General features: G+C 58.1%; 19 protein-coding genes. 10 read left to right on the forward strand and 9 right to left on the reverse strand.

Annotation, left to right across the window (positions count from 1 at the left end; genetic code table 11):
- Positions 1-45 precede the first annotated feature (45 nt).
- Positions 46-558, forward strand: a complete 513-nt coding sequence (locus F3J08_RS06675) for a hypothetical protein (RefSeq protein ID WP_166928882.1) — start codon at positions 46-48, stop codon at positions 556-558.
- Here the strand turns inward: F3J08_RS06675 and F3J08_RS06680 are convergent.
- The 3 genes from F3J08_RS06680 to F3J08_RS06690 all read right to left on the reverse strand — a co-directional run bounded on the left by F3J08_RS06680 (position 537) and on the right by F3J08_RS06690 (position 4,308).
- Positions 537-1,787, reverse strand: a complete 1,251-nt coding sequence (locus F3J08_RS06680) for an arabinose transporter (protein WP_166928883.1) — start codon at positions 1,785-1,787, stop codon at positions 537-539. The two genes, F3J08_RS06675 and F3J08_RS06680, sit on opposite strands and share 22 nt — an antisense overlap.
- Before the next feature lie 293 nt (positions 1,788-2,080).
- The gene (locus F3J08_RS06685; RefSeq protein ID WP_166928884.1) at positions 2,081-3,463 is read right to left on the reverse strand and encodes an amidase; all 1,383 of its coding nucleotides are present in this window, start codon (positions 3,461-3,463) and stop codon (positions 2,081-2,083) included.
- A gap of 41 nt (positions 3,464-3,504) precedes the next feature.
- A complete protein-coding gene (locus tag F3J08_RS06690; RefSeq protein WP_166928885.1) occupies positions 3,505-4,308 on the reverse strand; it encodes an NAD kinase in 804 nt (267 codons plus the stop codon).
- A 237-nt stretch (positions 4,309-4,545) separates the two neighbouring features.
- On the opposite strand from F3J08_RS06690, the gene moaB reads away from it, so the two are divergent.
- Positions 4,546-5,076, forward strand: a complete 531-nt coding sequence (moaB, locus tag F3J08_RS06695; RefSeq protein ID WP_122039401.1) for a molybdenum cofactor biosynthesis protein B — start codon at positions 4,546-4,548, stop codon at positions 5,074-5,076.
- A gap of 17 nt (positions 5,077-5,093) precedes the next feature.
- Here the strand turns inward: moaB and F3J08_RS06700 are convergent, their stop codons facing one another.
- Complete coding sequence (locus F3J08_RS06700; protein ID WP_240149177.1) at positions 5,094-8,879, reverse strand: glycoside hydrolase family 99-like domain-containing protein; 3,786 nt, start codon at positions 8,877-8,879, stop codon at positions 5,094-5,096.
- Positions 8,880-9,295: 416 nt separating this feature from the next.
- On the opposite strand from F3J08_RS06700, the gene F3J08_RS06705 reads away from it, so the two are divergent.
- The 8 genes from F3J08_RS06705 to F3J08_RS06740 all read left to right on the forward strand — a co-directional run bounded on the left by F3J08_RS06705 (position 9,296) and on the right by F3J08_RS06740 (position 19,033).
- Positions 9,296-10,477 carry a homoserine O-acetyltransferase gene (locus F3J08_RS06705; RefSeq protein WP_370458679.1) on the forward strand — a complete coding sequence of 394 codons (1,182 nt, stop codon included), beginning with the start codon at positions 9,296-9,298 and terminating at the stop codon, positions 10,475-10,477.
- Positions 10,467-11,066 (forward strand): methionine biosynthesis protein MetW, encoded by a 600-nt coding sequence (metW, locus tag F3J08_RS06710; RefSeq protein WP_122039403.1) that lies wholly within the window; start codon positions 10,467-10,469, stop codon positions 11,064-11,066. Before F3J08_RS06705 ends, metW begins: the two co-directional genes overlap by 11 nt.
- A gap of 136 nt (positions 11,067-11,202) precedes the next feature.
- The gene (locus tag F3J08_RS06715; protein WP_166928887.1) at positions 11,203-11,811 is read left to right on the forward strand and encodes a nitroreductase family protein; all 609 of its coding nucleotides are present in this window, start codon (positions 11,203-11,205) and stop codon (positions 11,809-11,811) included.
- 278 nt (positions 11,812-12,089) lie between these two features.
- A complete protein-coding gene (locus tag F3J08_RS06720) occupies positions 12,090-13,433 on the forward strand; it encodes a DEAD/DEAH box helicase (protein ID WP_166929011.1) in 1,344 nt (447 codons plus the stop codon).
- Between the two features lie 555 nt (positions 13,434-13,988).
- Positions 13,989-15,185: an acetate/propionate family kinase gene (locus F3J08_RS06725; protein ID WP_122039405.1), complete on the forward strand. Its 1,197-nt coding sequence runs from the start codon at positions 13,989-13,991 to the stop codon at positions 15,183-15,185.
- Between the two features lie 2 nt (positions 15,186-15,187).
- Positions 15,188-17,560 carry a phosphoketolase gene (locus F3J08_RS06730; RefSeq protein WP_166928888.1) on the forward strand — a complete coding sequence of 791 codons (2,373 nt, stop codon included), beginning with the start codon at positions 15,188-15,190 and terminating at the stop codon, positions 17,558-17,560.
- Positions 17,560-18,372 carry a Cof-type HAD-IIB family hydrolase gene (locus F3J08_RS06735; RefSeq protein WP_166928889.1) on the forward strand — a complete coding sequence of 271 codons (813 nt, stop codon included), beginning with the start codon at positions 17,560-17,562 and terminating at the stop codon, positions 18,370-18,372. The genes F3J08_RS06730 and F3J08_RS06735 overlap by 1 nt, the downstream gene beginning before the upstream one ends.
- A gap of 25 nt (positions 18,373-18,397) precedes the next feature.
- Positions 18,398-19,033, forward strand: coding sequence for a glutathione binding-like protein (locus F3J08_RS06740; RefSeq protein ID WP_166928890.1), 636 nt, complete (start codon positions 18,398-18,400; stop codon positions 19,031-19,033).
- Between the two features lie 139 nt (positions 19,034-19,172).
- Here the strand turns inward: F3J08_RS06740 and F3J08_RS06745 are convergent, their stop codons facing one another.
- The 5 genes from F3J08_RS06745 to F3J08_RS06765 all read right to left on the reverse strand — a co-directional run bounded on the left by F3J08_RS06745 (position 19,173) and on the right by F3J08_RS06765 (position 24,596).
- Positions 19,173-19,946: an SDR family NAD(P)-dependent oxidoreductase gene (locus F3J08_RS06745; protein WP_166928891.1), complete on the reverse strand. Its 774-nt coding sequence runs from the start codon at positions 19,944-19,946 to the stop codon at positions 19,173-19,175.
- A 17-nt stretch (positions 19,947-19,963) separates the two neighbouring features.
- Entirely contained in the window at positions 19,964-21,067 is a 1,104-nt protein-coding gene (locus F3J08_RS06750) for an ABC transporter ATP-binding protein (RefSeq protein WP_062164488.1), read from the reverse strand.
- A 54-nt stretch (positions 21,068-21,121) separates the two neighbouring features.
- On the reverse strand, positions 21,122-21,952 hold the full coding sequence (locus tag F3J08_RS06755) for a carbohydrate ABC transporter permease (RefSeq protein ID WP_205836002.1): 831 nt from the start codon (positions 21,950-21,952) through the stop codon (positions 21,122-21,124).
- A 1-nt stretch (position 21,953) separates the two neighbouring features.
- Positions 21,954-22,847: a carbohydrate ABC transporter permease gene (locus F3J08_RS06760; RefSeq protein ID WP_166928892.1), complete on the reverse strand. Its 894-nt coding sequence runs from the start codon at positions 22,845-22,847 to the stop codon at positions 21,954-21,956.
- 111 nt (positions 22,848-22,958) lie between these two features.
- Positions 22,959-24,596, reverse strand: a complete 1,638-nt coding sequence (locus F3J08_RS06765; protein WP_166928893.1) for an FGGY-family carbohydrate kinase — start codon at positions 24,594-24,596, stop codon at positions 22,959-22,961.
- Positions 24,597-24,689 lie beyond the last annotated feature (93 nt).

Below are 24,689 nucleotides of genomic sequence, written 5' to 3' on the forward strand. Positions count from 1 at the left end.
ATAGAAATCATGCTAAAGGAACTATTAAAAAAGGAGATCATCTCAATGCTTGCAGATTATATCGCAGCTTACACGAAGGGTTGGGTCGTCAAGCGTGACACTGATGCCTCGCCTCGTCGTATTGCAGATGAAGATGTCGATTTTCTGACCCGCCTGGTGGCCGGCCAAGCTGGGTTGGCAATGGATAGCGCGCTTCAGAATATGCGGACGACCCTTGATGGCTGGTTGACGCAACGCGCGCGCGGTGAGCGGCCATCCGGCTTTGATACGGTTGATTTCGAGGCTCTCCTGGCGTTTCTCCCGAGCCTGCAGTCATCAGATGATACCGGATCTCCCACGATATCCGCCGGGGCTGAAAACGTCTCCAATGTCCTTCCCGAGATGGTTCACGAGCCAGTCGCAGCACCTGTCGATCACGAGGCAGCGGCGGAGGGGCGAGAAGGGCAGGGCATGCGCGAGATACCGATCCCGACCCGTCGTTTGCCCCGTCAGGAGCCTGCGCATGATCTTTTCAGCAACCTCGAATTTTCACGATTTCATGTCGAGCACGGGGTTTGATCGCTTCTTCCTTGCGGTTCGTTCCGGCGTAGTCTGATCACCAGGACGAGGCCGAGAAAAGCGCATATCATACCCGTCAGAAAGATTGCCTTGTAGCCGAGGCAATCCGATATCACACCTGCCGCAGGGCCGCTCACGGCATAAGAGAGGTCCTGGAAGGCGGCAAAGCCGCCGAGAGCCGTGGCGCGCATCGTGCCGGATACCCGCTTTACGACCTCAACACCCATCGACGGATAGATGAGCGAGCAACCGGCGCCCGTCAGAACGGCGCCAACCAGGGCAAGGGCTGGCGCAGGTGCAAGGGCAATACATGCCTGACCGATGCATTCGACAATGAGTGAGATCATGGCGACGTTAAGTCCACCCAATCGATCTGGCATATGCCCACAGAAAATCCGGCCAGCGACAAAGGCCAGACCAAAGCAGGTCAAGCCCAGACTGCCAAAGTGCCAATGCTCGTGTAGGAAATAAACCGAGAGAAAAGCGCCGAGAACAGCGAAGCCGACGCCTTGTAAGGCAACAATGGTGCCATAGGGGCGTATAACGCCCAAAACCGGCCAGAAAGAGTCCCGTTCGCCCGATAATACGGGAGCAGAAGGTACGCTCTGGACAATGGCGAGCCCCAGACATGGTAGCGTAACAGACGCGGCCATGAGAGGGATAAACCCCGCAAAGTGATAGATCTCAAGCCCTATCGGTCCGCCAAACGCAAACGCTCCATACATGGCTGCGCCGGTCCATGTCAGGACTTTCCCCGCGCCCGTGGCTCCCGTCAGACCAATACCCCAGCCATGCATACCGACAAGCGTATAACTTTCTCCAACACCAAGAAGCAGTCGGCCGACGATCAGCAGGCCAAAACCTAGCGGACGGGGAAAAAAGCCAAACCCCGAAACCAGGCAGATCGCACTTGCCACGGCATAGAGGCAGAGGCCCAACCGCATGGCGGTACGGCCGCCACATCGATCGGCAAAGCTACCCGCGACGGTGCGCGTGAGAATGGTCGAGACAAAGGCACATCCCACAGCAATGCCAGCCAGGGCGTTCCCATAGCCGGGCCACGAAGTAATGAAGGGCGGTATAACGGCAAGCGGCATGGCAACGGCCATATAGGACAGCAGGAGGGCTATGGTGAGAAACGGCAGAAAACGCTGGTCCGTCCCGTCTGCCGCGTCACCTCGCCCGATAGAGTCGCAATTTGTGCAAACTTTGTGGCTCTGTCTGCTCATCGCATGCTTCCCCTGAACGCTGCGCCCTTCGCTAACCTGTGGGCAAGAGGGGTGTTTAACCGCCCAGCGGGCCCGATCGATCGATATGGCGGTGCCGTTGAAAGGAAATGACGCTAACGTCTCTGCAGGTACCACTCAAATAACGCTGTGGTGACGCGTCAGGTCACGCCGTTATCCTTCAAAGAGATGCGCCGATTAGGGATTTCATCTGTTCATCACCGTGTCGATACAGCGCAAGGCGAGCCACCGATCTTGAAGGGCCTGCGTGACATCACGCTCTCAACATTGATCTCTCAGGCCTTCAACCGGGTCTCGCATCGGCGGGCAATGCATTGCAGTTTCCTGTCCTGCCCATTGCATGCTGTCAGCATGATTCCTGCGGGGAGCCCTTTCCAGTTGAGGGGGAGGCTGAAGGAACAGCCGTCGAGAAGATTGGCGAGCGATGGATTGCGCAGAACGAGACGATTGTAGCGCGCATAGGTGTCGGTATTCGCACAAGCCTCTATGGCGGGTGGTAAAACCGGGCTGGTCGGGCAGATCATGGCATCGAACCCTGTCATGTCGGCGTTGAAGCGTGCGATCAGCCTTTGTCGTTCGATGAAGAGTTGTCGCAAGGTCTGCACGCCGATGTGCTCGCCGGTCATCATTCTTTCGCTGACGCGTGGGTCGATCTGGCCTGCATGATGGATAAGATCATCATGGAAAAAATGAAATGCCTCTGCAGCAACGACCTGAGCCTGAATGTTGAGATCTGCGATATCCTGAAGTAACGGGAGAGGCTGGCGAACGATTGTGATCCCGCCATTTTCAAGGTGACGCAGGACAGTCTCAAACACCGCCAGGATCTGGGCATCGGCATCATCGCGAATGAAAGAGGTGGGCAGGAGCAGCCGAAGATTTCCGTCGACAGGCTCCGGAGGGTTCCATTCTGCTGGCGTCCCTCCCGACATGAGATGGTCGAGCAATGCACAATCGGTGACATCTTGCGCGATGCTGCCCACGCTGTCGAAACTGGGTGAGAGAGGGATCATCCCCGCACGGCTGATGCGACCGGCCGTGGGCTTGAAACCGGTCAACGCATTCAAGGCAGCGGGTATGCGACATGACCCTCCGGTATCGGACCCGATTGTCGCAAGAGCGGCCCCCGTGGCCACAGAGACGGCCCCTCCGGAACTGGAGCCACCCGGAACGGCCTTCATGTCATCAACCAGCGTATTCCATGGTTGCGGGGCGTGAGGATTAAGCCCGAGCCCGGAATAGGCGAACTCGGTCATCTGCGTACGACCGATGAAGAGAAACCCCGTAGCGCGAAGAGGCTCGATGGCTTGCGCATCGGCAAGGGCCGGGGGCCTGTCTGCCAGAATGAGCGACCCAGCACGTGTTATCTGACCCCGGATGTCGAAAAGATCTTTGATCGAGATTGGCAGTCCGGCCCAAGGTGAGGCGTGATAGCCCTTTGCTCTCACCCTGTCCGCTGCATCGGCATACTGACGTGCCCTTTCGGGCGAGAAATCGCTGGTATAGGCGGCTCGCGCATTCTCGCAGGTCTCGATCTTCTCGAGGCAATGCTCGACCAGGGAGCGGCTGGAAACATCTCCTCGTTCCAGACGGTGCGCTGCGCTGACCAACGTATCGGGGTAAGGGTCAAAACTCGGTTTTATGACGGGACTGCTCATGGGCTGCGCCTTCTTGCTTGTTATACCGATTTTGCCTGCGCTTATTCTGCAAACTGCTCCGCGATGATCCGCTCGGAAAGGCCATGATCGGGGTCGAACAGAATTGTTGCAGTTATCGAGCGGTCTTCACAGACCACAGCCTCCACAACATCACGGACCTCAAGAAAGTCCGCCACGGCAGCGCAGGGGCGCTTATCCTGCTCGAGCAGTGTAAAGCGCACGATCGCGGATGATGGAAGCAGGGCACCGCGCCAGCGCCGCGGCCGAAAAGCCGAAATGGGGGTGAGGGGAAGAAGATTTGCCGTGAGCGGGACGATTGGCCCATGTGCCGAGAGATTATAGGCCGTTGAACCTGCCGGCGTGGCGACGATTACGCCGTCACAAATAAGTTCGGGTAGCCTGACGCGCTGATCAACCTCAATTCTGATTTTGACGGCTTGGCGTGTTTGTCGGAAAAGAAAGACATCGTTGAAGGCGATACCTTCATGCAATGTTCCGTCGCGCCCTGTCGCTTTCATGCGCAGAGGGTGGAGTTCTGAGGACTGTGCTCGCGTCAGGCGTGAAATCAGGTCTTCGTCGGAGATCGTGTTGAGCAGAAAGCCGACAGAACCGCAATTCAGTCCATAAACTGGAATGCCGTGCTCGGCGACCTTGTGGAGGACCTCGAGCAGGAAGCCATCGCCACCCAGGCAAACCACCACTTCCGCCTGCTCGATAGCGCAATCACCGTGGCATTCGATAAATCGCTGGCGGGTTTTCTGCGCAATATCGGTGGGGGAGGCAAGGAAAGCGATACGTTGTGGCGGCTGCCTGAACCAGCGTTGGGGCGTGGGTGCAAGGGTCATCCCAGCGCCACACACCGCTGTACAAGGGTCGATTGAGCTAACCTGACAATAAGCAACGATCTGTCCATTCCAATGGGGAAACGCAGAAGGAGAATGCGACAGTAACGGGCCCGGCACGACACCGCAACAGGGTGTCGCGCCATACATTTCGTGCGCCATCAGGCGTTACCCTTGGCGGCCCGGTACGGTTGGCGCTATCCCGGATGTTCGAACTCCATCAGCAAGGTGCTTCCAGCCATGAGCCAGGCAGAAAAACAGGTCAGCTTTCTACCTTGTCGGATTGCCGTACTCACCATATCGGATACGCGCGATCTCTCATCGGATCGCTCAGGTGCGATCCTCGCCGAACGCGTGCAGACCGCTGGGCATGAGCTGGCTTCGCGTGACGTCGTCTCCGATGATCTCGAACTGATCGTGTCGCGTCTGCGGGAGTGGATCGACCGCGATGATGTGGATGTCGTGATTACCACCGGCGGGACTGGCGTGACCGGGAGGGACGTTACACCTGAAGCCTTCGCTCGAGTGATCGAGAAGGAAATCCCCGGTTTTGGCGAGCTCTTTCGTATGCTTTCCTACGCCAAGATCGGGACCTCGACCATTCAGTCGCGCGCCACGGCTGGCGTAGCGCGAGGTACTTTTCTTTTCGCCTTGCCAGGCTCAACCGGCGCCGTGCGCGATGGATGGGATGATATCCTTGTTCACCAGCTCGATAGCCGGCACAAGCCGTGTAATTTCGTGGAGCTCATGCCGCGTCTGCTTGAAAGATAGTCTGAGGAAAAGGCGGGTCAGGAGAGTCTCAAGCGCTTTTTCCTTGCGGGTGTGCGGAGACCGAACTGTGCCCTAAGCTCCGCACGGTACTGAGCCTGTCTCGCCGCCAGCGCCTTGCCGGGGCCAAGTTTTCGCCCGATGAGATCATGCATGGTCTCGATCTCGTCCAGATGCTCGGTCAGATCGAGGGCGCCCGTAACCGAGCGCGCATGACGGCGATGGATATTAAGGGGCTTGGCGAGGTAGGCTATTTGGGCGCCGGGTTGTAGCAGAAGCTCTATGTATAGGCGCCAGTCACCAGCTAGGCGGAAGTTATCCAGATCGGCCCGGCAGTTTGCCATGGCGACCTCGAACGCCGAGCGTCGGAAAAGGGCTGCGCTCACGTTCAGGATCAGATTGCAACTCGAGAGACAGTGACGGACGAAATGTTCGCCATCCATCAGCAGATCGCGGTCGAAATCATGACCAACATATCTGTGGTAATAACCCTTGTAATCAGGCGAGATGGAAACACCGTCCCGGTCTATCGACCGGCTGTCGCAGAATGCCATGCTCAATTGCGGTGTTTGGCCTACCACGGCTGCAAGTTCACTCAGGAACTCTGGTTCGCACAAATCGTCAGCCTCGGCGATCCAGAGCCATTCGCCTTGCGCCAGCTGCGCAGCCAGTTGCCACTGATTGAAGACAGAGCCGCTCTGCCTGGTCTGTCTGACAAGCCTGATCGTCCGGTTGAACGAGGAAGCTGTCTTTTCAGCAAGTTCTGCGCTGCCATCAGATGATGCATCGTCGATAACGATGATTTCTATCACGGGGCAGTTCTGGGCAAAGATCGTCGCTAGCCTTGCAGCAAGATACTGTGCGTAGTTGTATGAAAGAACCACCACCGAGATCGTTGGCAGGTCCGGCACTGCCAATGTGAGGAGCTGCTGCACATAGCGATCAAATGAAAAGCGTTCTCCCAAAGATTTACCGCGCTGCTTACGTTCCGATAGTGCAGCCTTGCTGATGGCGGGGCTGGATAAAATCCAGCCTGCGGTGGCTGGGAGATCTCCGGGTGCGATTACTGCGTGAGCGTTGTCACCCTCCTGCCTGAGTTCATCGAGCAGATCGGGTATCATGCCGTTGCGGGCAAACGCCATACAGGAGAGACCTGAGGCAAGGGCTTCGAGCACGACTGAGGGGTAAGGATCCTCCCGGGATGTGAGAGTGAAAAGGTCGGCTGCCGCCAGGAAGGGACCGACATCCTCAACACGACCGGGCAAATGAAAAAAATGGGTCGCCTGCGCGGCCTCGATATCTGAAGCGAGCGCCCGTGTGAGGCTTTCATCAATGGCACCCAACCACATGAAATGAATGGACCGTGAACTACCGGGTGCTTTCGCACCGCGCGCACCGGGGTCGGGTATGCCAGCGACCGGAGCATTTGTCGGCTGAAATGCCGGGCTTCTGATCATCTGCCAGAGTTGCAGGAACAGATCGAATCCTTTGCGTATGTCGCCATATCCAACGCCAATCACAACAAGATCGTTCGAGCCGATACCATAGGCAAGCCTCACGCGGCGGCGGTCAGAATCCGAAAAAACCACGGGATGATAAAGCCCTTGTGGCAGGATAATGGCTTCGGGGCACAGCCGGGTCAGTTGAGCGCCGGGCACGATAACCGATCTTGCCACGAGGCGCGCTGCGGCAAGCGGTGCTTCCAGGGCGTGCTGCCTTATCATGCCGGGGAGTTCGTGCACGAGAAGGGTGAAGTCGATCCCGGCGCCGGTGAGGTCAGAAGCCAGCCAGGACGAGGCCGCGCTATTGACCAGAGCAGCGGTAAAGCCCTCATTCCTGAGCGTTTGAAGGCGCTCACGTCCCGCAGGCGTGTTTGGCTTGAGTATCTCGACGGTGCCAACCTGACGGTATCGCCCGAGGAGATCACCGCCACCAAGGAGAATGAACGTAATCTCTATCCCATGATTGCATCGCAGCGTCTCGCCGATCGCGAGGAGCAACATTTGCGCTCCGGCAGGAAACGCGTCGTGACCAACGAGGAGCAGGCGGTGCGGTGAAAAACAGCTGTGAAAGCCAGTTACGGCACGTGCTGTCGCATTGAGATAGGCCGCACCGAAGTGGACGTCAGGTTCGAGATAGGCGCCTTCGGCCCATTCATTCCAGGCATTTACGCAAACGATGGGCTCGTTGAAAAACGGCGCAGCGTGGGCCTGGCGGATCGTCTCCCCCAGCCATCGTTCATAGAGCCGCGGGCTCGATCCGTGCAAGACAAGGCCTGCGCCCTGGCGTCTGGGATCATTGTCCCATGATGGACTCACTGTGCGTATGCGCGGGAAATCCGGTTCGGGGTCGGCCAGCGCCTTATCGACCAGTTCGGCATAATCGTACACGCGCGCCGTCATGTCTTCGTCGAGGATCTGCAACCCGCTTTCAATGGGCGTGCAGTCCAGTGTCAGCTTGTGGGGAGGGAACTCGATCGCACCGTCCAGGCCAAACTGTCTCGGGTCATGATCATCAAAGGCCTGAGCCATGATCACGATGGGCGTCACGCCGTGGCTCTCTGTAAAGAGGTTGCGCCACTTCGCGATGCGACGGGATGCATCGGGGATGGTGCCGGGGCGGTAGATCATGAAGAGAGGGCGATTATCAATCCTGATATACCGCGGGTCCGCCATATGGCGAGCAAGATCGGCAATCATGGCATCGTCGTCATGCTCGCAATAGTCCTGCGAGATAAGAACATCCTTGTCGCTGCCGTCCCACCGACGGCTCCAGCTTTCATTGGCCCACATCAGGCAGAAGGGAATGTCGATATCCGGGCAACGCAGTAGCGTTTCCATGGGCGTGTCGAGCAGCCTCTTGCCGCTGAACCAGTAATGGTAAAAGACGAAACCCTCGATGCCGCTTTCTCGCGCCATTTTCGCCTGTTCGCGTAGCGGCGCTTCGTTATCCAGTCGGTAATGGCCCAGATCGCGTGGGATACGTGGCTGATAGTGATCGGCAAAGCGCGGCAGGGCACGTGCGATATTTGTCCACTCGGTGAAGCCTTTTCCCCACCAGGTGTCATTGTCGGCATTGGGATGGAACTGGGGAAGATAATAGGCGAGCACGCGCGCGCGACGTATGGCCGCATCCGGTAGCGGATGATGGGTCTCGAACTGCGGGCCGGGCTGGGTCCGTCGCCTGACTTCGCGAGCGATCGTTGTCTCATGCTCAGGAAGGCAAGGAAAAACGCCATTATCGTGGCGGTGGGCTAGCCAGTGCAGGAACGGGTTTGTGTCGGGCTGATGGCGCAGGTAGCGCATCCGGTAGAATGCGGGGTCAAAACCCTCGAATGGTCGGCGTACTTCACGATAACCCTGCACCATATAATGCTCGACCGGATCCATGCCGGATGCCGCCACGTCAGGATAGGTGCGAAGATAGAAGGCCGTATCGAACTCTGGCATGGGCCGCACATGCAATGACTGACGATTGGCAAGGTAATGGGCAAGAGCATTTGTGTTGGCAGGAACCAGATTGGCCTGGCGGTACCAGACAGGATCGAACCAGGCGACGGGGCGTCGCCCCTCATATTCACCCTTGGTCAGATAATGAATCAAAGGATCCTCGGTGACATCCCTGTTCGTCATCAGGTACCAGGCAGGATCGAAAAAGGCGTTTGGCTTGCGCCCCTCGCGCCAGCCAGTGGCATGGTAATGAAGAAGGGCGCCGCTGCCGATGTCACGCAGGTCAGGATTGCGGGAGAGGTAAAATGCCGTGTCGAAAAGCCCGGAATGTCCGATCATTTTCAGGATGGTTGGCATCTCTTTCTCTCCGGCGATTCGTTAAAAAAACATTAAACCAGATTCTGACTCTTCGCCACGCATTCTTGTGAGCATGCCCGTGCTTTCCGCAGGAAAAGGTATGAGGGCATTGACAGGTGGCGCAGTGGAATTGCAGCCGGACAAATCCGGTGCCATATCTTGTGCTTCGTGCGGTGCCCGGGCCTGGAAGGCTATCGGCACTGACAGGAAGCATTTGTCACCATCAGCAATCGTCGAAAGGCAGCGTCGTGTTCTGGCGGGCCGGGGCGGAACATGGAGCCATGCAATATCATCTTGACCCCGCCGTGCGCCTGACGAACGATCGTGCCAGGGCTGACGCGAAAGCAGAGCCTCCCGGTAGCAACCCTTCGGTAGAGACGTCCGCGGGGGGCGAGCACGGCAGGGCACCGGAGAGAGTGAAAAATATCTCTCCGACATCGTTTCAGGTTAGGCTTGATCAGGGGATGACGCTCGAATGCGGAGCGCATATTGCTCCGCTTGATATTGCTTATTGCGCCTATGGAACGCTCTCGCCTCAGCGGGATAATGTCATTCTCGTGTGCCATGCCCTGACGGGTGATCAGTACGTCGCGGAAACCCATCCTGTGACTGGCAAGCCAGGATGGTGGAACCGTGCTGTCGGGCCTGGATGCGCGATCGATACCGAACGGTTCTATGTTCTCTGCGTCAATGTGCTCGGCGGCTGCATGGGGTCATCGGGCCCGCGTACCGTGAGAGACAATGGCGAACCCTGGGGTACCGATTTTCCGCCCATCACCATCAGGGATATGGTCTTTGCCCAGGCGAAGCTGCTGGACCATCTGGGGATAGAGCGCCTGTTCGCCGCCATTGGCGGCTCGATGGGGGGCATGCAGGTGCTGCAATGGGTGGCGAGTTTTCCCGAGCGTGTCGGTGCCGCGATGCCCATCGCAACGGCGCCGTTTCATTCCGCCCAGAACATCGCGTTCAATGAGGTAAGTCGCCAGGCGATCTGTGGAGATCCCGACTGGTGCGGTGGTCGCTATTGGGCGCATGGCACGATACCCGCCAAGGGCCTCGCCGTGGCACGTATGATGGCGCATATCACCTATCTGTCCGAAGAGGCCCTGACCCAGAAGTTCGGTCGTCGCACGCGGCGTGATGCCATCCCCTCGCAGGAGCCTGCTGCGTCAGGGAATTCCCTTTTTGGCGAGATCTTTGAGGTCGAGAGTTATCTGCGTCATCAGGGATCGAGCTTCGTGCGTCGCTTCGATGCCAATTCCTATCTCACCATTACGCGTGCTCTCGATTATTTCGATCTGAGCGCGGATTACGATGGCGATCTGTCGGCACCCTTCCGCCACTGCAAGACGCGCTTTTGTATCATCTCCTTCACCTCCGACTGGTTGTTTCCCACGTCGCAGTCGCGGCTTCTGGCCCGCGCCCTGAACCGGGCGGGGGTGAATGTCTCTTTTGTAGAGATTGAGAGCGACCGGGGTCATGACGCATTTCTGCTGGAGGAGCCCGATCTCGATCGCACCATGCGCGGCTTCATCAACGGCGCGGCTGAACAGGCCGGACTCATCGACAAAGTGATGGAGGCAAGCCATGCGCCTTGATCAGCACCTTATCGCCGAGATGATCGAGCCCGGAACGCGCGTTCTGGATGTCGGCAGTGGCGATGGCGCCCTGATCGACCATCTGTTTCGCACCCGCCAGTGCGATGCGCGCGGCATCGAAATCGACATGCGCGAGGTAACGCGCTCGGTCGCGCATGGCCTGCCGGTCATGCATGGTGATGCCGATCAGGATCTGATCCACTACTCCGATGACGCCTTCGATTATGTGGTATTGCAACGCACGCTGCAGGCGGTCGAGAAGCCGCGCGAGGTGCTACGCCAGATGTTGCGCATCGGGCGTCACGCAATCATTTCCTTCCCGAATTTCGGCCATTGGCGCCTGCGCCTGCAGATCCTGCTTAGTGGGCGTATGCCCATGAACAAGGTGTGGCATACGCCCTGGTACGAGACACCCAATATCCATCCATGCACCATTCAGGACTTTCTCGAGCTCTGTGAGAGCGAAGGCTATGTGATTGATCGCTGGCTGGCCATTGATGAGGCCGGAGAGCGTGCGCCGTGGCGTCGGTCGATCCGTCTGGCCAATCTGTTTGGCGAACAGGCGCTCTTTCTTTTGCGCAAGCGTTGAGCGGGCGCACCCTTCGCAACGGCATATTACGAATTTAATCGAAATATCGCTTTACGTCGGCGTGAACCCTGTGTTTGCATCACGCGTTTCCAGAGTTCACAACCCTGCCGGGGTTCTCAGGATAGCGGAGTTATTCATGACAGACATTCTGACTGCCATTGCCGAACGTCGAGCGACCAAGCGTTTCGAGCCGGATGTGACGATTCCCGAGCATGAATTGCGCGCCATTCTTGATGCCGGGCGTCATGCGCCTACAGCATTCAACATCCAGCACTGGCGCTTTGTCGTCGTGTCAGACCCGGCGCTACGCAAGCAAATCCGGGCAGTTTCATGGAACCAGCCGCAGGTGGAAGAGGCGAGTGCCCTTATTGTGCTCTGCGCCGATTTCAAGGCTTGGGAAAAGAACCCGGCGCGTTACTGGGCCGAAGCCCCTGAGAAGATGCAGGCGACCTATGAGGGCATGATCCAGAAGTTCTACAGCGGCAACGAGCAGATGCAGCGCGACGAGGGTATCCGGTCATGTGGCATGGCGGCGTATGCCCTGATGCTGGCCGCAGCGGCCCATGGATATCAGAGTTGCCCCATGGATGGATTCGACTTCAAGGCCGTAGGTGAACTGGTCAACCTGCCCAAGGATCATGAGGTTGTCATGTTCGTCGCCATAGGCAAAAAGGCTGGCGATTATCCCCCGCATGGCGGCCATCTGCCGTTGGAGGAAACCATTATCCATAATCGGTTTGGCTGATAGGTCTGGCCTAGCACTAGAGCTCTGTAGATCATCTGGTTCCGATCACGGTTTGATGAGCGTGATGGCTTGCACGAAAGCAAGCCTCTGCCTATATGGGCTCTTCCCGGTCCAGATTGATCCAGGTGGCCCGGCTGTCATGCTTATGGCAGCCGCCGTGTTTCCTGCGTCGTCGTTTCTGGATCTTTACTTATCCTGACGACGTCCGGGCCAAGAGACGTCATCCTGTGAGCCTGCCCCCGTTGGCATCGCTCGTGCCCAAGGAGGCGTTTTCGACCATGACCAGTTTTGCCGATCTTCAGCTCGCCATGCCCATTCAGCGTGCCCTGAGTGAAGAGGGTTACACCAACCCGACGCCAATTCAGGCAGGCTCCATCCCGTACCTGCTGCAGGGTCGCGATCTTCTGGGGCTGGCCCAGACAGGTACCGGCAAAACCGCAGCCTTTGCGCTTCCCGCCCTTCATCGTCTCGCAACGCATCATCGTCCCCTGACACCCAAAAGCGCTCGCGTCCTTGTGCTTGCGCCGACCCGTGAGCTGGCAGCCCAGATTGACGACAGCTTCAAGGCCTATGCCCGCCACATGAAGCTGCGCCACGCTGTCATCTTCGGTGGTGTCGGTCAGGGGCGGCAGGTCGAGGCAATGCGTCGGGGCGTCGATGTGCTGACTGCGGCCCCTGGCCGTCTGCTCGATCTGATCGGTCAGGGTCATATCGATCTGCATGATCTCGAGATGCTGGTGCTCGATGAGGCTGATCGTATGCTCGATATGGGCTTTGTGCGCGACATTCGCCGCATCGTGGCACTGCTCCCCAAGGAGCGTCAGACGGTCCTGTTCTCCGCCACCATGCCGAAGGCCATCGAAGAGCTCGCGCATTCGCTTCTGCGTGACCCGGCCAAGGTTGAGGTAACCCCGCCATCATCGACTGTCGACCGCATTCGCCAGGCCGTGATGTTCGTCAAGGCCGAGGACAAGCGCGCCGCAACGCTGCTGCTGGTCAAGAATGAAAAGGTCCAGCGCGCGGTGGTCTTCACGCTCATGAAGCATGAAGCGAACAAGGTGGCCGACTTCCTCAACGCCGAAGGCATCCGTGCCGAGGCAATCCACGGCAACAAGTCGCAGGGTGCACGTGAGCGTGCGATGGCAGGTTTCCGTGATGGATCGGTCAAGGTCCTCGTAGCCACTGATATCGCAGCGCGCGGCATTGACGTGGACGACGTGAGCCACGTGTTCAACTACGATCTGCCCAATGTCGCTGAGAGCTATGTCCACCGTATTGGACGCACTGCGCGCGCCGGGCGTGATGGATGGGCTGTCTCGCTGTGCGATGCAGAGCAGCGCGCCTGGCTGCGTGACATCGAGAAGCTCATTGGTAAATTGGTACCGGTCGTGACCGACCATCCCTATCATTCGGAAGAAGCGCAGAATTCCACGATGCGCCCACCCGTACTGGGAGGTGGCGGTCGCGGACGTAATCAGCCGCGTGGCGGTGGCCAGCGCGCTGGTGGCAGCGGTCGTCCGGGTGGTGGACAGCGCCCGAGTGGTGGTGGACGTCCTGGCGGCGTTCCGCGCCAGGGTGGTGGTGGCAAACCTTCTGGCAATCGCTCGCCGCGTCCTCGCTGAGAACTTGATCAGGGTGGGCTAGGGTGACCTTAAGAGGCAATTATGTCTCGCCACCCAGCAAGGTGCTACAGTTCAGTTTGCTCCATCAGGATCGAGCCCGTTCGTATCATGTGATGCTGCGACTTGGGTTTGGTGGTCATTGCATCCGGTTCGCACCTCGCCCCAAATGGGCCAGGGTGCGTCTGACCGTGGAGTCATGGCGTATCACGTTCCAAACTGAACCGTTCCCCAGTCGGCCATACGGTTGGGGCAGGGGTGTCGAACACTCCAGGAAATCAGACAAGATTGGTCAGAAATCTGTGTGAAATCGGGCCAAAATATACACGTTGGCACTCAAGTTTCTGCCGCTTATCTCGCATAGAGGCCATGAGAATTCACATATTCGTGTGTGATTGACCTCAATCCAAGCGAAAATCTGATGAAATACTTGGATTTTTCGCAATCAGGATTATTCTCCTCCCTAATTACCGCCACGTTATGTTAAAACCATCGGGTGATTACGCGGTTTAACACTTCGGATGCTGGCAATGACGCCAGGCAACCCGAGGTTCCCACGTGTCCCAGAGCAGAATTATCCTTACCCTCAACTCCGGCTCGTCAAGCATCAAGTTTGCCTTGTTCGACGAAGAGAGCTCGGCGGAGCGCCTTCTGACCGGTCTGGTTGAATATCAGCCTGGTGGAGCCGTACTCACGACGCGAACCCCCGATGGGGTCAGCAAGCGCATGGTCATAGAGTCAGCGGGGGAACATGGCTCGGCCCATGGAGACATGATCCGCCATGTTCTGAATTTTGTTGAAAGTCATGATGGCGGTAACCGGATCGGGGCGGTTGGACATCGCGTCGTGCATGGCGGCAGTTATTTCGAGGGGCCGACGGCGATCAACACCGAGGTCCTCGGTCGTCTCGAAGAGCTGGTGTCTCTCGCGCCCTTGCACCAGCCGCCCAGCATTGCACCAATGAAACTGCTGCTGGAGGAAAAGCCCGAGCTTCTGCAGGTTGCCTGCTTCGACACCTCTTTCCATCATACCATTCCGACGGTCCGTACCCGCCTTCCGCTGCCTGAGGATCTTCTGGATCATGGAGCGCGGATCTACGGTTTTCATGGCCTCTCATACGATTATATCGCGAGTGAGCTCGAGCTACGTTTTCCGGCGATCGCCTCGAAGCGTGTCCTCATTGCGCATATCGGCAACGGGGCCAGCCTGTGCGCGCTGATGCACGGTCGCAGCGTAGCCACAACAATGGGACTGACCGTTCTCGACGGTCTGATGATGGGAACGCGGTGCGGGACGATTGATCCTGGCGCTATCCTCTACCTGTTGCAGCAGAAAAACATGACGCCGGCTCAGGTGCAGGACACCCTCTACTACCGGTCGGGCCTCAAGGGTGTATCTGGGCTATCCAGCGATATGCGCGTTCTGCGAGAGCATGATGCTGACGAGAATGTCCAGCTCGCTCTTGAGATGTTTGTTGAGCGTTTCGTTCAGCAGGCAGGTGGTCTGATTGCCCAGATGGGTGGTGTGGACGCTATTGTTTTCACAGGGGGGATCGGACAACACGATGCGTCGTTCAGGCGCACCGTATGTCAGAGGTTGAAATGGCTCGATGTGCAGCTTTGTGAAGATGCCAATCTCGCCGGACGCCCCACAATTAGTCAGAGATCGGGCAGGGTGACTGTTCTGGTCATCCCTGCGGATGAAGAAGCAACGATCTTCCGTCAAACAAAAAGAATAATGAAAGGAAAACAGTGATCATGACCATTCAAGGTCCGCTCTCTGCAAAGCAGATCGCCCTGTTCGACCAGTGGTGGCAGGCTGCCAATTATCTCTCGGTTGCGCAGATTTATCTGCTCGACAATCCACTGCTGCGTGACCCGCTCAAGCTTGAGCACGTGAAGCCTCGCCTGCTAGGGCATTTTGGGACCACACCCGGCCTGACGCTGCTCTATCTGCACCTCAACCGCATCATCAAGGAGCGCCAGAAGAGCATCCTGTTCATTGCGGGGCCGGGCCATGGCGCGCCGGGTGTTGTCGCTGCGACCTATCTCGAAGGGACGTATAGCGAGTACTTCCCGGAGGTGTCGCAAGATGTGGAAGGTGTTGGCCGTCTGGTCAAGCAGTTCTCTTTCCCCGGCGGTATTCCGAGCCATGTCGCTGCGACAACACCTGGCTCAATCCATGAGGGTGGTGAACTCGGCTATTCGCTTTCTCACGCCTATGGCGCCGTGCTGGACAACCCAGATCTGGTGGTGGCCTGCGTTGTTGGTGATGGTGAAGCCGAAACTGGCCCGCTCGCAACCTCATGGCATAGCAACAAGTTCCTGGACCCGCGCAATGACGGTGCGGTGCTGCCGATCCTCCATCTCAACGGCTACAAGATCGCCAACCCGACGGTGTTGGCTCGTATCCCCGAGGAAGAGCTTCTGGCCCTGTTCCGCGGCTATGGTTACGATCCGGTGATCGTTGCCGGCGATGATCGTGACACCGTGCATCAGCTCATGGCAAAGGCCATGGACACCTGTTTCGACAAGATCGCCGAGATCCAGAAGCACGCGCGCAGCGAAAACAGCGCGGATCGTCCAACCTGGCCCATGATCATTATGCGCACGCCTAAAGGCTGGACTGGCCCTAAGGAAGTCGATGGCCAGCGTTGCGAGGGCTACTGGCGTTCCCATCAGGTCCCCCTGACGGATCTGGAAAAGCCGGGCCATCTGAAGATCCTCGAAGACTGGATGCGCAGCTACAAGCCTGAGACGCTGTTCGACGAGAACGGTCGTCTCCACGCTGAAATCGCAGCACTGGCGCCCGAAGGTGCCCTTCGTATGAGCGATAACCCCCATGCAAATGGTGGCCAGCTCCGTCGTCCCCTTCGCATGCCTGAGATTGAGACTCACGCGCTTACCGTTCCATCTCCGGGCGCTGTGCAGGGCGAAAGCACACGAATTCTCGGAGCATGGCTCCGTGATGTGATGCGCATGAACCTCGAGAGCCGCAATTTCCGCGTGCTGTCGCCGGATGAAAACAACTCGAACCGCCTCAATGACGTCCTTGAGGTGACAAACCGTGCCTGGACAGCGGAAACGTATTCCTATGATGATCATCTGGCACCGGATGGTCTCGTCATGGAAATTCTGAGTGAGCATACCATTCAGGGTTGGCTGGAAGGCTATCTGCTGACCGGGCGCCATGGCTTCTTCTCATGCTACGAAGCCTTCGTCCATCTGGTTGATTCGATGGTCAATCAGCATGCGAAATGGATCAAGTCGGCGAAGGAAGTTCAGTGGCGCCGTCCGATCGCTTCACTCAACTATCTGCTGACCTCGCATGTCTGGCGTCAGGATCATAACGGCTTCAGCCATCAGGATCCGGGGTTCATGGATCATGTGGTGAATAAGAAGGCTGATATCGCCCGCGTGTATCTGCCGCCTGATGCGAACACCCTGCTTTATGTGGCCAAGCACTGCCTTGAAAGCTGGGATCGTATCAACGTGATCGTGGCTGGCAAGCAGCCGGAACATCAGTGGCTTGATATCGATGCGGCCATCGCGCATTGCAGCCAGGGTATCGGCATCTGGCAGTGGGCCAGCAATGACAAGGGCTCCGAGCCGGATCTGGTCATTGCTTCTGCGGGTGACGTTCCCACGGTCGAGGCACTCGCCGCTGTGCAGCTGCTTCGCGAGCATACGCCTGATCTCAAGGTGCGCTTCGTGAACGTTGTCGATCTCATGACACTTCAATCACCCAGCGAACATCCGCATGGTCTGGACGACGTGACTTTCGACAACCTCTTCACAAAGGACAAACCAGTACTGTTCGCCTTCCATGGCTATCCGCAGCTCGTGCATCGTCTGATCTATCGTCGCAGCAATCGTGCCAACTTCCACGTGCACGGTTTCCGCGAAGAAGGCACCACCACCACGCCGTTCGACATGACCGTGCGCAACAACCTCGATCGCTACCACATCGTGCTGAACGCCGTTCGCCGTGTTCCGGCCCTGTCGGGACATGCCGCCTATGTCACGCAGATGATCAATGACAAGCTCGTTGAGCATAAGCGTTACATCGCCCAGTATGGTGAGGATATGCCCGAGATCCTCAACTGGAAGTGGCAGGGAAGCCGGGGCTGATGAAGCAAGCGGTTCAACTCGTCCTCGCCGACGTGGATGGAACACTGGTGACGAGGGACAAGATCCTGACACCCCGCGCCATCCGCGCCGTTCATACCCTTCGGGAGAAGGGTATACGATTTGCCGTGACAAGCGGGCGACCGCCTCGCGGCATGGCGATGCTGATTGAGCCGCTGGCAATCGACATGCCGATTGCCGGTTTCAATGGTGGCGTTCTGGTCCATCCGGACTGGAGCGTCTTCGAAACCAAACGCCTGACTCATGCCCAGGCGGAGCAGGTGCTCAAGATCATCACCGATCATGGGGCCGACCCTTGGGTCTATACGAGCCAGGACTGGTTTGTTCATGACCACGATGCGCCCCATGTCTCGCGTGAGGAATGGACGGTGAAGTTCGCGCCTCGAGTGGATGACGTCTCCCGTCATCTGGACGACGTCGTCAAGATTACCGGTGTCAGTGACGATGCTACGCTGATGCAGAAACTCGAGCGTGACCTGCAGGAAGCGCTCGGCCAGACAGCGTCGGCCGCGTGTTCGCAGCCCTATTATGTTGATGTAACCAATCGCGAGGCCAACAAGGGCGGCGTGGTGACGACGCTCGAAGCGTTGTTCGACATTCCGGCCGCGTCGATGGTCACATTGGGAGACCAGCCCAACGATATGCTCATGTTTGCAAAGACGGGTATGTCGATTGCGATGGGGCAGGCGAATGACACGGTCAAGGCTGCGGCGACCTATGTCTCAACCTCGTGTGAGGAAGAGGGCTTTGCGATTGGGCTCGAACGTTACGTGCTGGGGGACGTTGCCACCTGATCAACTGTGATCAGGAGTTCGACGCGTGATTGATCTGTATTACTGGCCAACGCCTAATGGCCACAAGATAACGCTTTTCCTTGAAGAGGCCGGGCTGGATTACCGGATCATTCCGGTCAATATCAGCAAGGGCGATCAATTCGCTCCCGCATTTCTCAAGATTTCGCCCAACAACAAGATGCCAGCGATCGTCGACCACGCGCCTGCTGACGGCGGTGAACCGGTCAGCGTGTTCGAGTCCGGCGAGATCCTGCTTTATCTGGCCGAGAAAACCGAATTATTCCTCTCTTCCGCGCCACGTGAGAAGATCAAGACCCTCGAGTGGCTGTTCTGGCAGATGGGGGGCTTCGGGCCCATGCTGGGACAGAACCATCATTTCACGCTCTATGCCCCCGAGAAGATCGCTTATGCCATCAAGCGCTATCAGGACGAGACGAAGCGCCTCTATGCGGTGCTGGAGACACGCCTGAAAGAAAGCGCCTTCGTAAGTGGGGAGCAATACGGCATTGCCGATATGGCGACCTATCCGTGGACACGCACCTGGAAAGAGCAGGGGATCGATATCGAAGCCTTCCCTGCGGTGAAAGCCTGGCGCGAGATCATCGAGGCGCGACCGGCCACACAGCGTGCCCTGGCGCGTGCAGATGAAGTGAAGTCCTGAAAGCTCAGATGGTTGGACGGCATCATTCGGTTTGCTTCCACTCTTGCCTCAAAGAAAAACACCCGGTGCCATTACGGTACCGGGTGTTTTTTCATGCTCAAGGTCGCAAAGAGCGGGTTGCGGCCCGTTTCCCGTCAAATCACCAGACGGTAAAGCCACCATCGACACTGACGATTGAGCCGGTCATCAGGCTTGCTGCATCCGAGGCCAGGAACTGGACAACCGAAGCCACTTCTTCAGGCTGTCCAACGCGGCCCATCGGGGTACCATCGACCCAGCGGTCGTACAGCGCGGGCTTCTGCATACCAAAGCGGGTGAGGGTGGTTTCGATATAGGTGGGGGCAACGGCATTGGCACGGATGCCATGCGGGGCCCACTCGGCGGCCAGTGAGCGGATGTACTGATGCACCCCTGCCTTCGAAGCGTTATAGGCAGCCTGCTCCTGCGGACGGTTGACAATGAGGCCGGACATCGACCCGATTGCAACAATCGCGCCCGATTTTTGCTTGATCATCACCCGTCCAACGGCCTGGCAGCAGCGGAACACGCCGTTGAGATTGACATTGATCTGCTTGAGCCACTGATCTTCCGTCATGTCCTCGGCCTTGACCTCGGAGATGCACAGACCGGCATTAGCGACCAGAATATCGAGGCGACCATGACGCTGGACAATGGTATCCACGGCCTGGGTGACACTGCTCTCGGAAGTGACATCCATCGCGACGCTGCAGGCTTTCATACCCTGATCGGTCAGGCTCTTGGCCGATTCAGCTGCCTTGGCCGCGTCAAGGTCGGCGATGACCACATGGGCGCCAGCTTCGGCTAGCGCGGTAGCACAGCACAGACCGATGTTTTGCGCGCCGCCCGTGACCACTGCAACACGACCATCGAGGCGAAGTTTTTCCATATACATGGGGAGTGACTTTCTTGTTAACCGGCGAGACGGTGGCGCACGAGCTTTGTCAGCGCCATCCCTCTTGCGTCGAAGAGGTGACAATTTTCCGAGAGCAGGCGCAGACCGACGGTAGCATCCACTTCGCCACCGTGATCGCCATCTGTCTGCACGATAATCAACGCGCCATCCGGAAGCGCGACATGCAAGAGCGTGAGGGCGCCAAGCCGCTCGACCATGCGGATCACACCTGAGATCTCGCCATGTGGGTCGAGCACGATATGCTCTGGTCGAACACCCAGTGTCATGGCTTCGGCAGAAGCGGACTCACCCGGAAGCACGGGCACTGTGATGGGCGTTCCGTGATCGAGGGCAACGGTCATGCCTTCTTCACCGATGCTGCGCACGGTCACGGGCAGGAAATTCATTGGGGGTGAGCCGATGAAGCGCGCGACGAACAGATTGCGGGGGTGATGGTAGAGCTCGAGCGGTGAGCCAACCTGCTCCACGACACCCTTTTGCAGGACCACGATCTTGTCAGCCATTGTCATGGCTTCAACCTGATCATGGGTGACGTAAATGGTCGTTGCCTTGAGGCGACGGTGCAGGGTGGCAAGCTCGACACGCATCTGGCCACGCAGTGCCGCGTCGAGATTGGAAAGGGGCTCGTCGAACAGGAACACCTTGGGGTTGCGCACGATGGCCCGGCCGATTGCAACGCGCTGCCTCTGGCCGCCCGAGAGTTGTCCTGGCTTGTGCTTGAGATAGGAATCGAGCTGCAGGGTCTTGGCCACGTCGGTGATTTTCTGGCGACGTTCGGCTTCGGGCATGCCGGCCAGCTTCAGGCCGAATTCCATGTTCTGGTAGACATTCATATGCGGGTAGAGCGCATAGGACTGAAAGACCATCGCGAGGCCGCGCTTGGCGGGCTCGACATCATTGACGCGCTTGCCGTCAATCAGCAGGTCACCGCCAGAGATTTCTTCCAGTCCGGCGATCATACGCAGAAGAGTGGATTTTCCGCAGCCTGAGGGGCCAACGAAAACCACAAATTCCTCATCATTGATCTCAAGGGAGACGCCCTTGATGATTTCTTCGGCGTGATAGGTCTTGCGGATATCGCGCAGTTCAACTTTAGCCATTGTTCACTCCGAAAGAGCGTGAGAAGCCGAAAGGGAAGGTCATTTCAGAGAGGGTCATTTCACGGCGCCAAACGTAAGGCCACGTACGAGCTGCTTCTGGCTGAACCAGCCAAAGACAAGGATCGGTGCGACGGCAAGCGTGGAGGCGGCGGAGAGCTTGGCGAAAAACAGTCCCTCGGGCGACGAGAACGAGGCGATGAAGCTCGCCAGAGGGGCAGCGCGCGACGAGGTAAGGTTGAGCGACCAGAAGGCCTCGTTCCAGCACAGGATGAGAGAGAGCAGCGCGGTAGAGGCAATGCCAGGCAGGGCGAGCGGAAGCAGCACGACGCTGATCTCCTGCCAGCGATTGGCCCCGTCCATACGTCCGGCCTCGAGGATTGGCACCGGCACTTCCTTGAAGAAGGTGTAAAGCATCCAGACGATGATCGGCAGGTTGGTCAGCAGATTGATGATCGCGAGACCGATCACCGTGTCGAGCATGTGCGTCGACCGCGCGATCAGATAGACCGGCACGAGCACGCCGACAGGCGGCAACATGCGCGTCGAGAGCATCCAGAGCAGGGTGCCACGTGTGCGTTTGGTGGGAAAAAACGCCATCGAATAGGCTGCTGGAACGCCAAGAAGCAGCGCGCCGCCAGTGGCAAGCACCGACATGAACACGGTGTTGAAGGTAAAGTGCCAGTAATTCTCCTGGGCAAAGACGTCGTGATAGCTTTGCAGCGTCGGCTTGAAGATCAGATGGGGCGGTGTCGAGATTGCGTCCATCTCGCTCTTGAAGCCGGTAAGGACCATCCAGAGGATCGGAAAGAAGATCCACAGCGCGACGGCCCAGCCGACGACACCAAGCGCGATTTTGGGGAGGAGTTGCGTTTTCCGGGCCATGATCTCATGCCTCCAGATTGCGGGCGACCGCACGAACGAGGAATGCGGCAATGATATTGGCGATGATGATTGCAATCACGCCACCGGCCGAGGCACCCCCGATATCGAATTGCAGCAGGGCGCGTGCATAGATCAGGAAGGCCAGATTGGTGGAGGCAACGCCCGGTCCGCCTGAGGTTGTGACCGAAATCTCGGCGAACACGGTCAGCAGATAGATGGTCTCGATCATGATCACGACCGTGATGGCGCGGCTCAGATGCGGCAGGACGATGTAGCGAAACCGGGCGATCGGCCCCGCACCATCCATACGTGCCGCTTCTTTCTGCTCATGATCGAGCGACTGGACCGCCGTAAGCAGGATAAGCACGGCAAAAGGCAGCCACTCCCAGGCAACAATCATCATGACTGTCTGCATGGGATAATGGGCAAGCCAGTCGATGGGTTGTAGCCCGACTGCCCGCATCATGGCGCTGTAGACGCCATAAATTGGGTGCAGCATCAGGTTTTTCCACAACAGGGCTGACACTGTGGGCATGACGAAGAACGGCGAGATGACCAGCACACGCGCGATGCCGCGCCCGAAGAAATCCTGGTCATACAGCACGGCCAGTAGCACGCCGCCGCCAACGCTTATGACAAGAACCCCGAGCACGAGCAGAACGGTATTCAGCAGCGCGTAGAGGAAATCCGGGTCAGTCAGCAGGTAGACGTAATTACTGAACCCGGCGAAACCCTTGAGGGTCGGGTCGACCAGATTATAGTTCTGGAACGAATACCAGAGTGTCAGGACGAGGGGGATCAGAGACCAGATCAGCAGGATGATGACCGCAGGGGAGAGGAATACACCTGCTCCCGCTTTGCGCTTCACCCGCTCTGGTGTGGCGATGACAGCTTCCATAGGCAAGCTCCACGAGCGTAAGGCCGCTCGTCCTGGCTGTAAGGGAAAAGTTCAGCGTGTCTTGTGGGCAGTCCGGATGATGTCCCCCACGTGAGGTGGGGGCTTTGAGGTCTAGTGAGCGAGGGCTTCGGCCATCAGGGCACGATGGTGAAGCTGCTCGTCATGCATCGCCTGAAACACGGCGAATTTGGCGTTGTGATAACGTGACGTGCTCGCATCAGGCGCGACTTCCGCGCCGACACGGGTCATCTGCGACATGGCCACGCGCATGTCGCTGTAAACACCGCCTGCAACAGCGCCAAGGATGGCCGAGCCAAGAAGAACAGCATCGGGCTCCTTTGGCAGCATGATACGGCATCCTGTTGCATTGGCATGTTCACGCAGGAACACGGGGTTCTTGGTGCCGCCCCCTGTCGCGAAAATGGTGTCGATTGCGTAGCCCTTGGCGTTGAGCGCGCGGATGATATCGCGCGTGCCATAGGCCAGGCCCTGAATGGTCGCGAGATAGAGCATCACAAGGTCATCGAACCCGGCCGAGAGGCTGAGCCCGCTCACCATGCCGCGCAGGGTCGGGTCGGCGTGGGGCGACCGGTTGCCGTGATAATCTGGCAGTACGTGGAATTCGGCTGTCAGCGAACCGGGCAGGGCGCCCTTTTCGAGTTCGGCCAGGCGCTCATTGAGCAGCTCGTAAACAGTACGACCTTCTGATTTGGCCTTTTCGGCCAGCTCAGGCCCATAGGCATGGCTGGAAATCACGAAATCCACGAGTGAACCTACGGCAGACTGACCGGCTTCGTTCAGCCACGTGCCAGGGATCATGGCTTCGGAATAAGGGCCCCAGATCCCATCCACATAACGTGCCTCTTTCGACACGGCCATGTGGCAGCTCGACGTTCCACCGATCAACGCAAGGCTGCGGTCGAGTGCGGCATCATCAACCGTTTCACCCGATGCGGAGCCGATCACCCCGATGCCACCGGCATGGGCGTCAATCGCGGATACACCGACAGGGATACCGGCTTCGAGCCCGAGTTCCTGCGCGGCATCGGCACTCAGGCCGTTTCCGACGGTCTCGCCCAGCGAACGCACATCCTTGCCGATGCGCTGGTAGCCTTCATCAACCAGTTCGCCCAGACCGATTGCCTTGAAGTAGGACTCATCCCAGCCCTTGGAATGGGCGAGATAGGTCCATTTGCACACTGTTGAGCAGCAGCTGCGGGAGTCTGCGCCGGTTGCGCGCCATGTCAGGTAATCGGGAAGATCGAAGAAATAGCCGGCTTTGGCGAAGGTCTCCGGCATATGACGTTTGAGCCAGAGCAGCTTGGGTGTTTCCATCTCGGGAGAAATGGTGCCCCCGACGTAACGCAGCACCTCATACTGGCCGGCGTTGATTTCCTCAGCTTCTTTCATCGCGCGGTGATCGGCCCAGAGGATGATGTCCTGCTCAGAAGCGCCCTTGGGGTCGATAGAAAGGGGTTTGCCCTCGCGATCGAGAACGACGAGCGAGCAGGTAGCGTCAAACCCGATGCCGCGCACTACAGGGTTTTTGCCCTCAAGCTCGCTCATCGCAGTACGGACGCTCTTGCAGATGGCATCCCAGATGTCCGTTGAGGATTGCTGGATGAAATCTGCCTCAGGCCGCCAGGTACGGGTGGGGGTCACGCAGGAAGCGAGCTTCTCTCCGGTGAGGGAAAATACGCCGGCGCGTGCACTGCCTGTGCCGACATCGACGCCAATAACAACTTCCATGGGGACCCATCCAAACTCTTACGAATTCGTCATATTCCCACTCAGCTTCTGGGATGCAATTCACCAATGCGTGTGATCTGTCTCAATATGTAT

This window comes from Asaia sp. As-1742 (assembly GCF_011753235.1).
GTDB classification, from domain to species: domain Bacteria; phylum Pseudomonadota; class Alphaproteobacteria; order Acetobacterales; family Acetobacteraceae; genus Asaia; species Asaia bogorensis_B.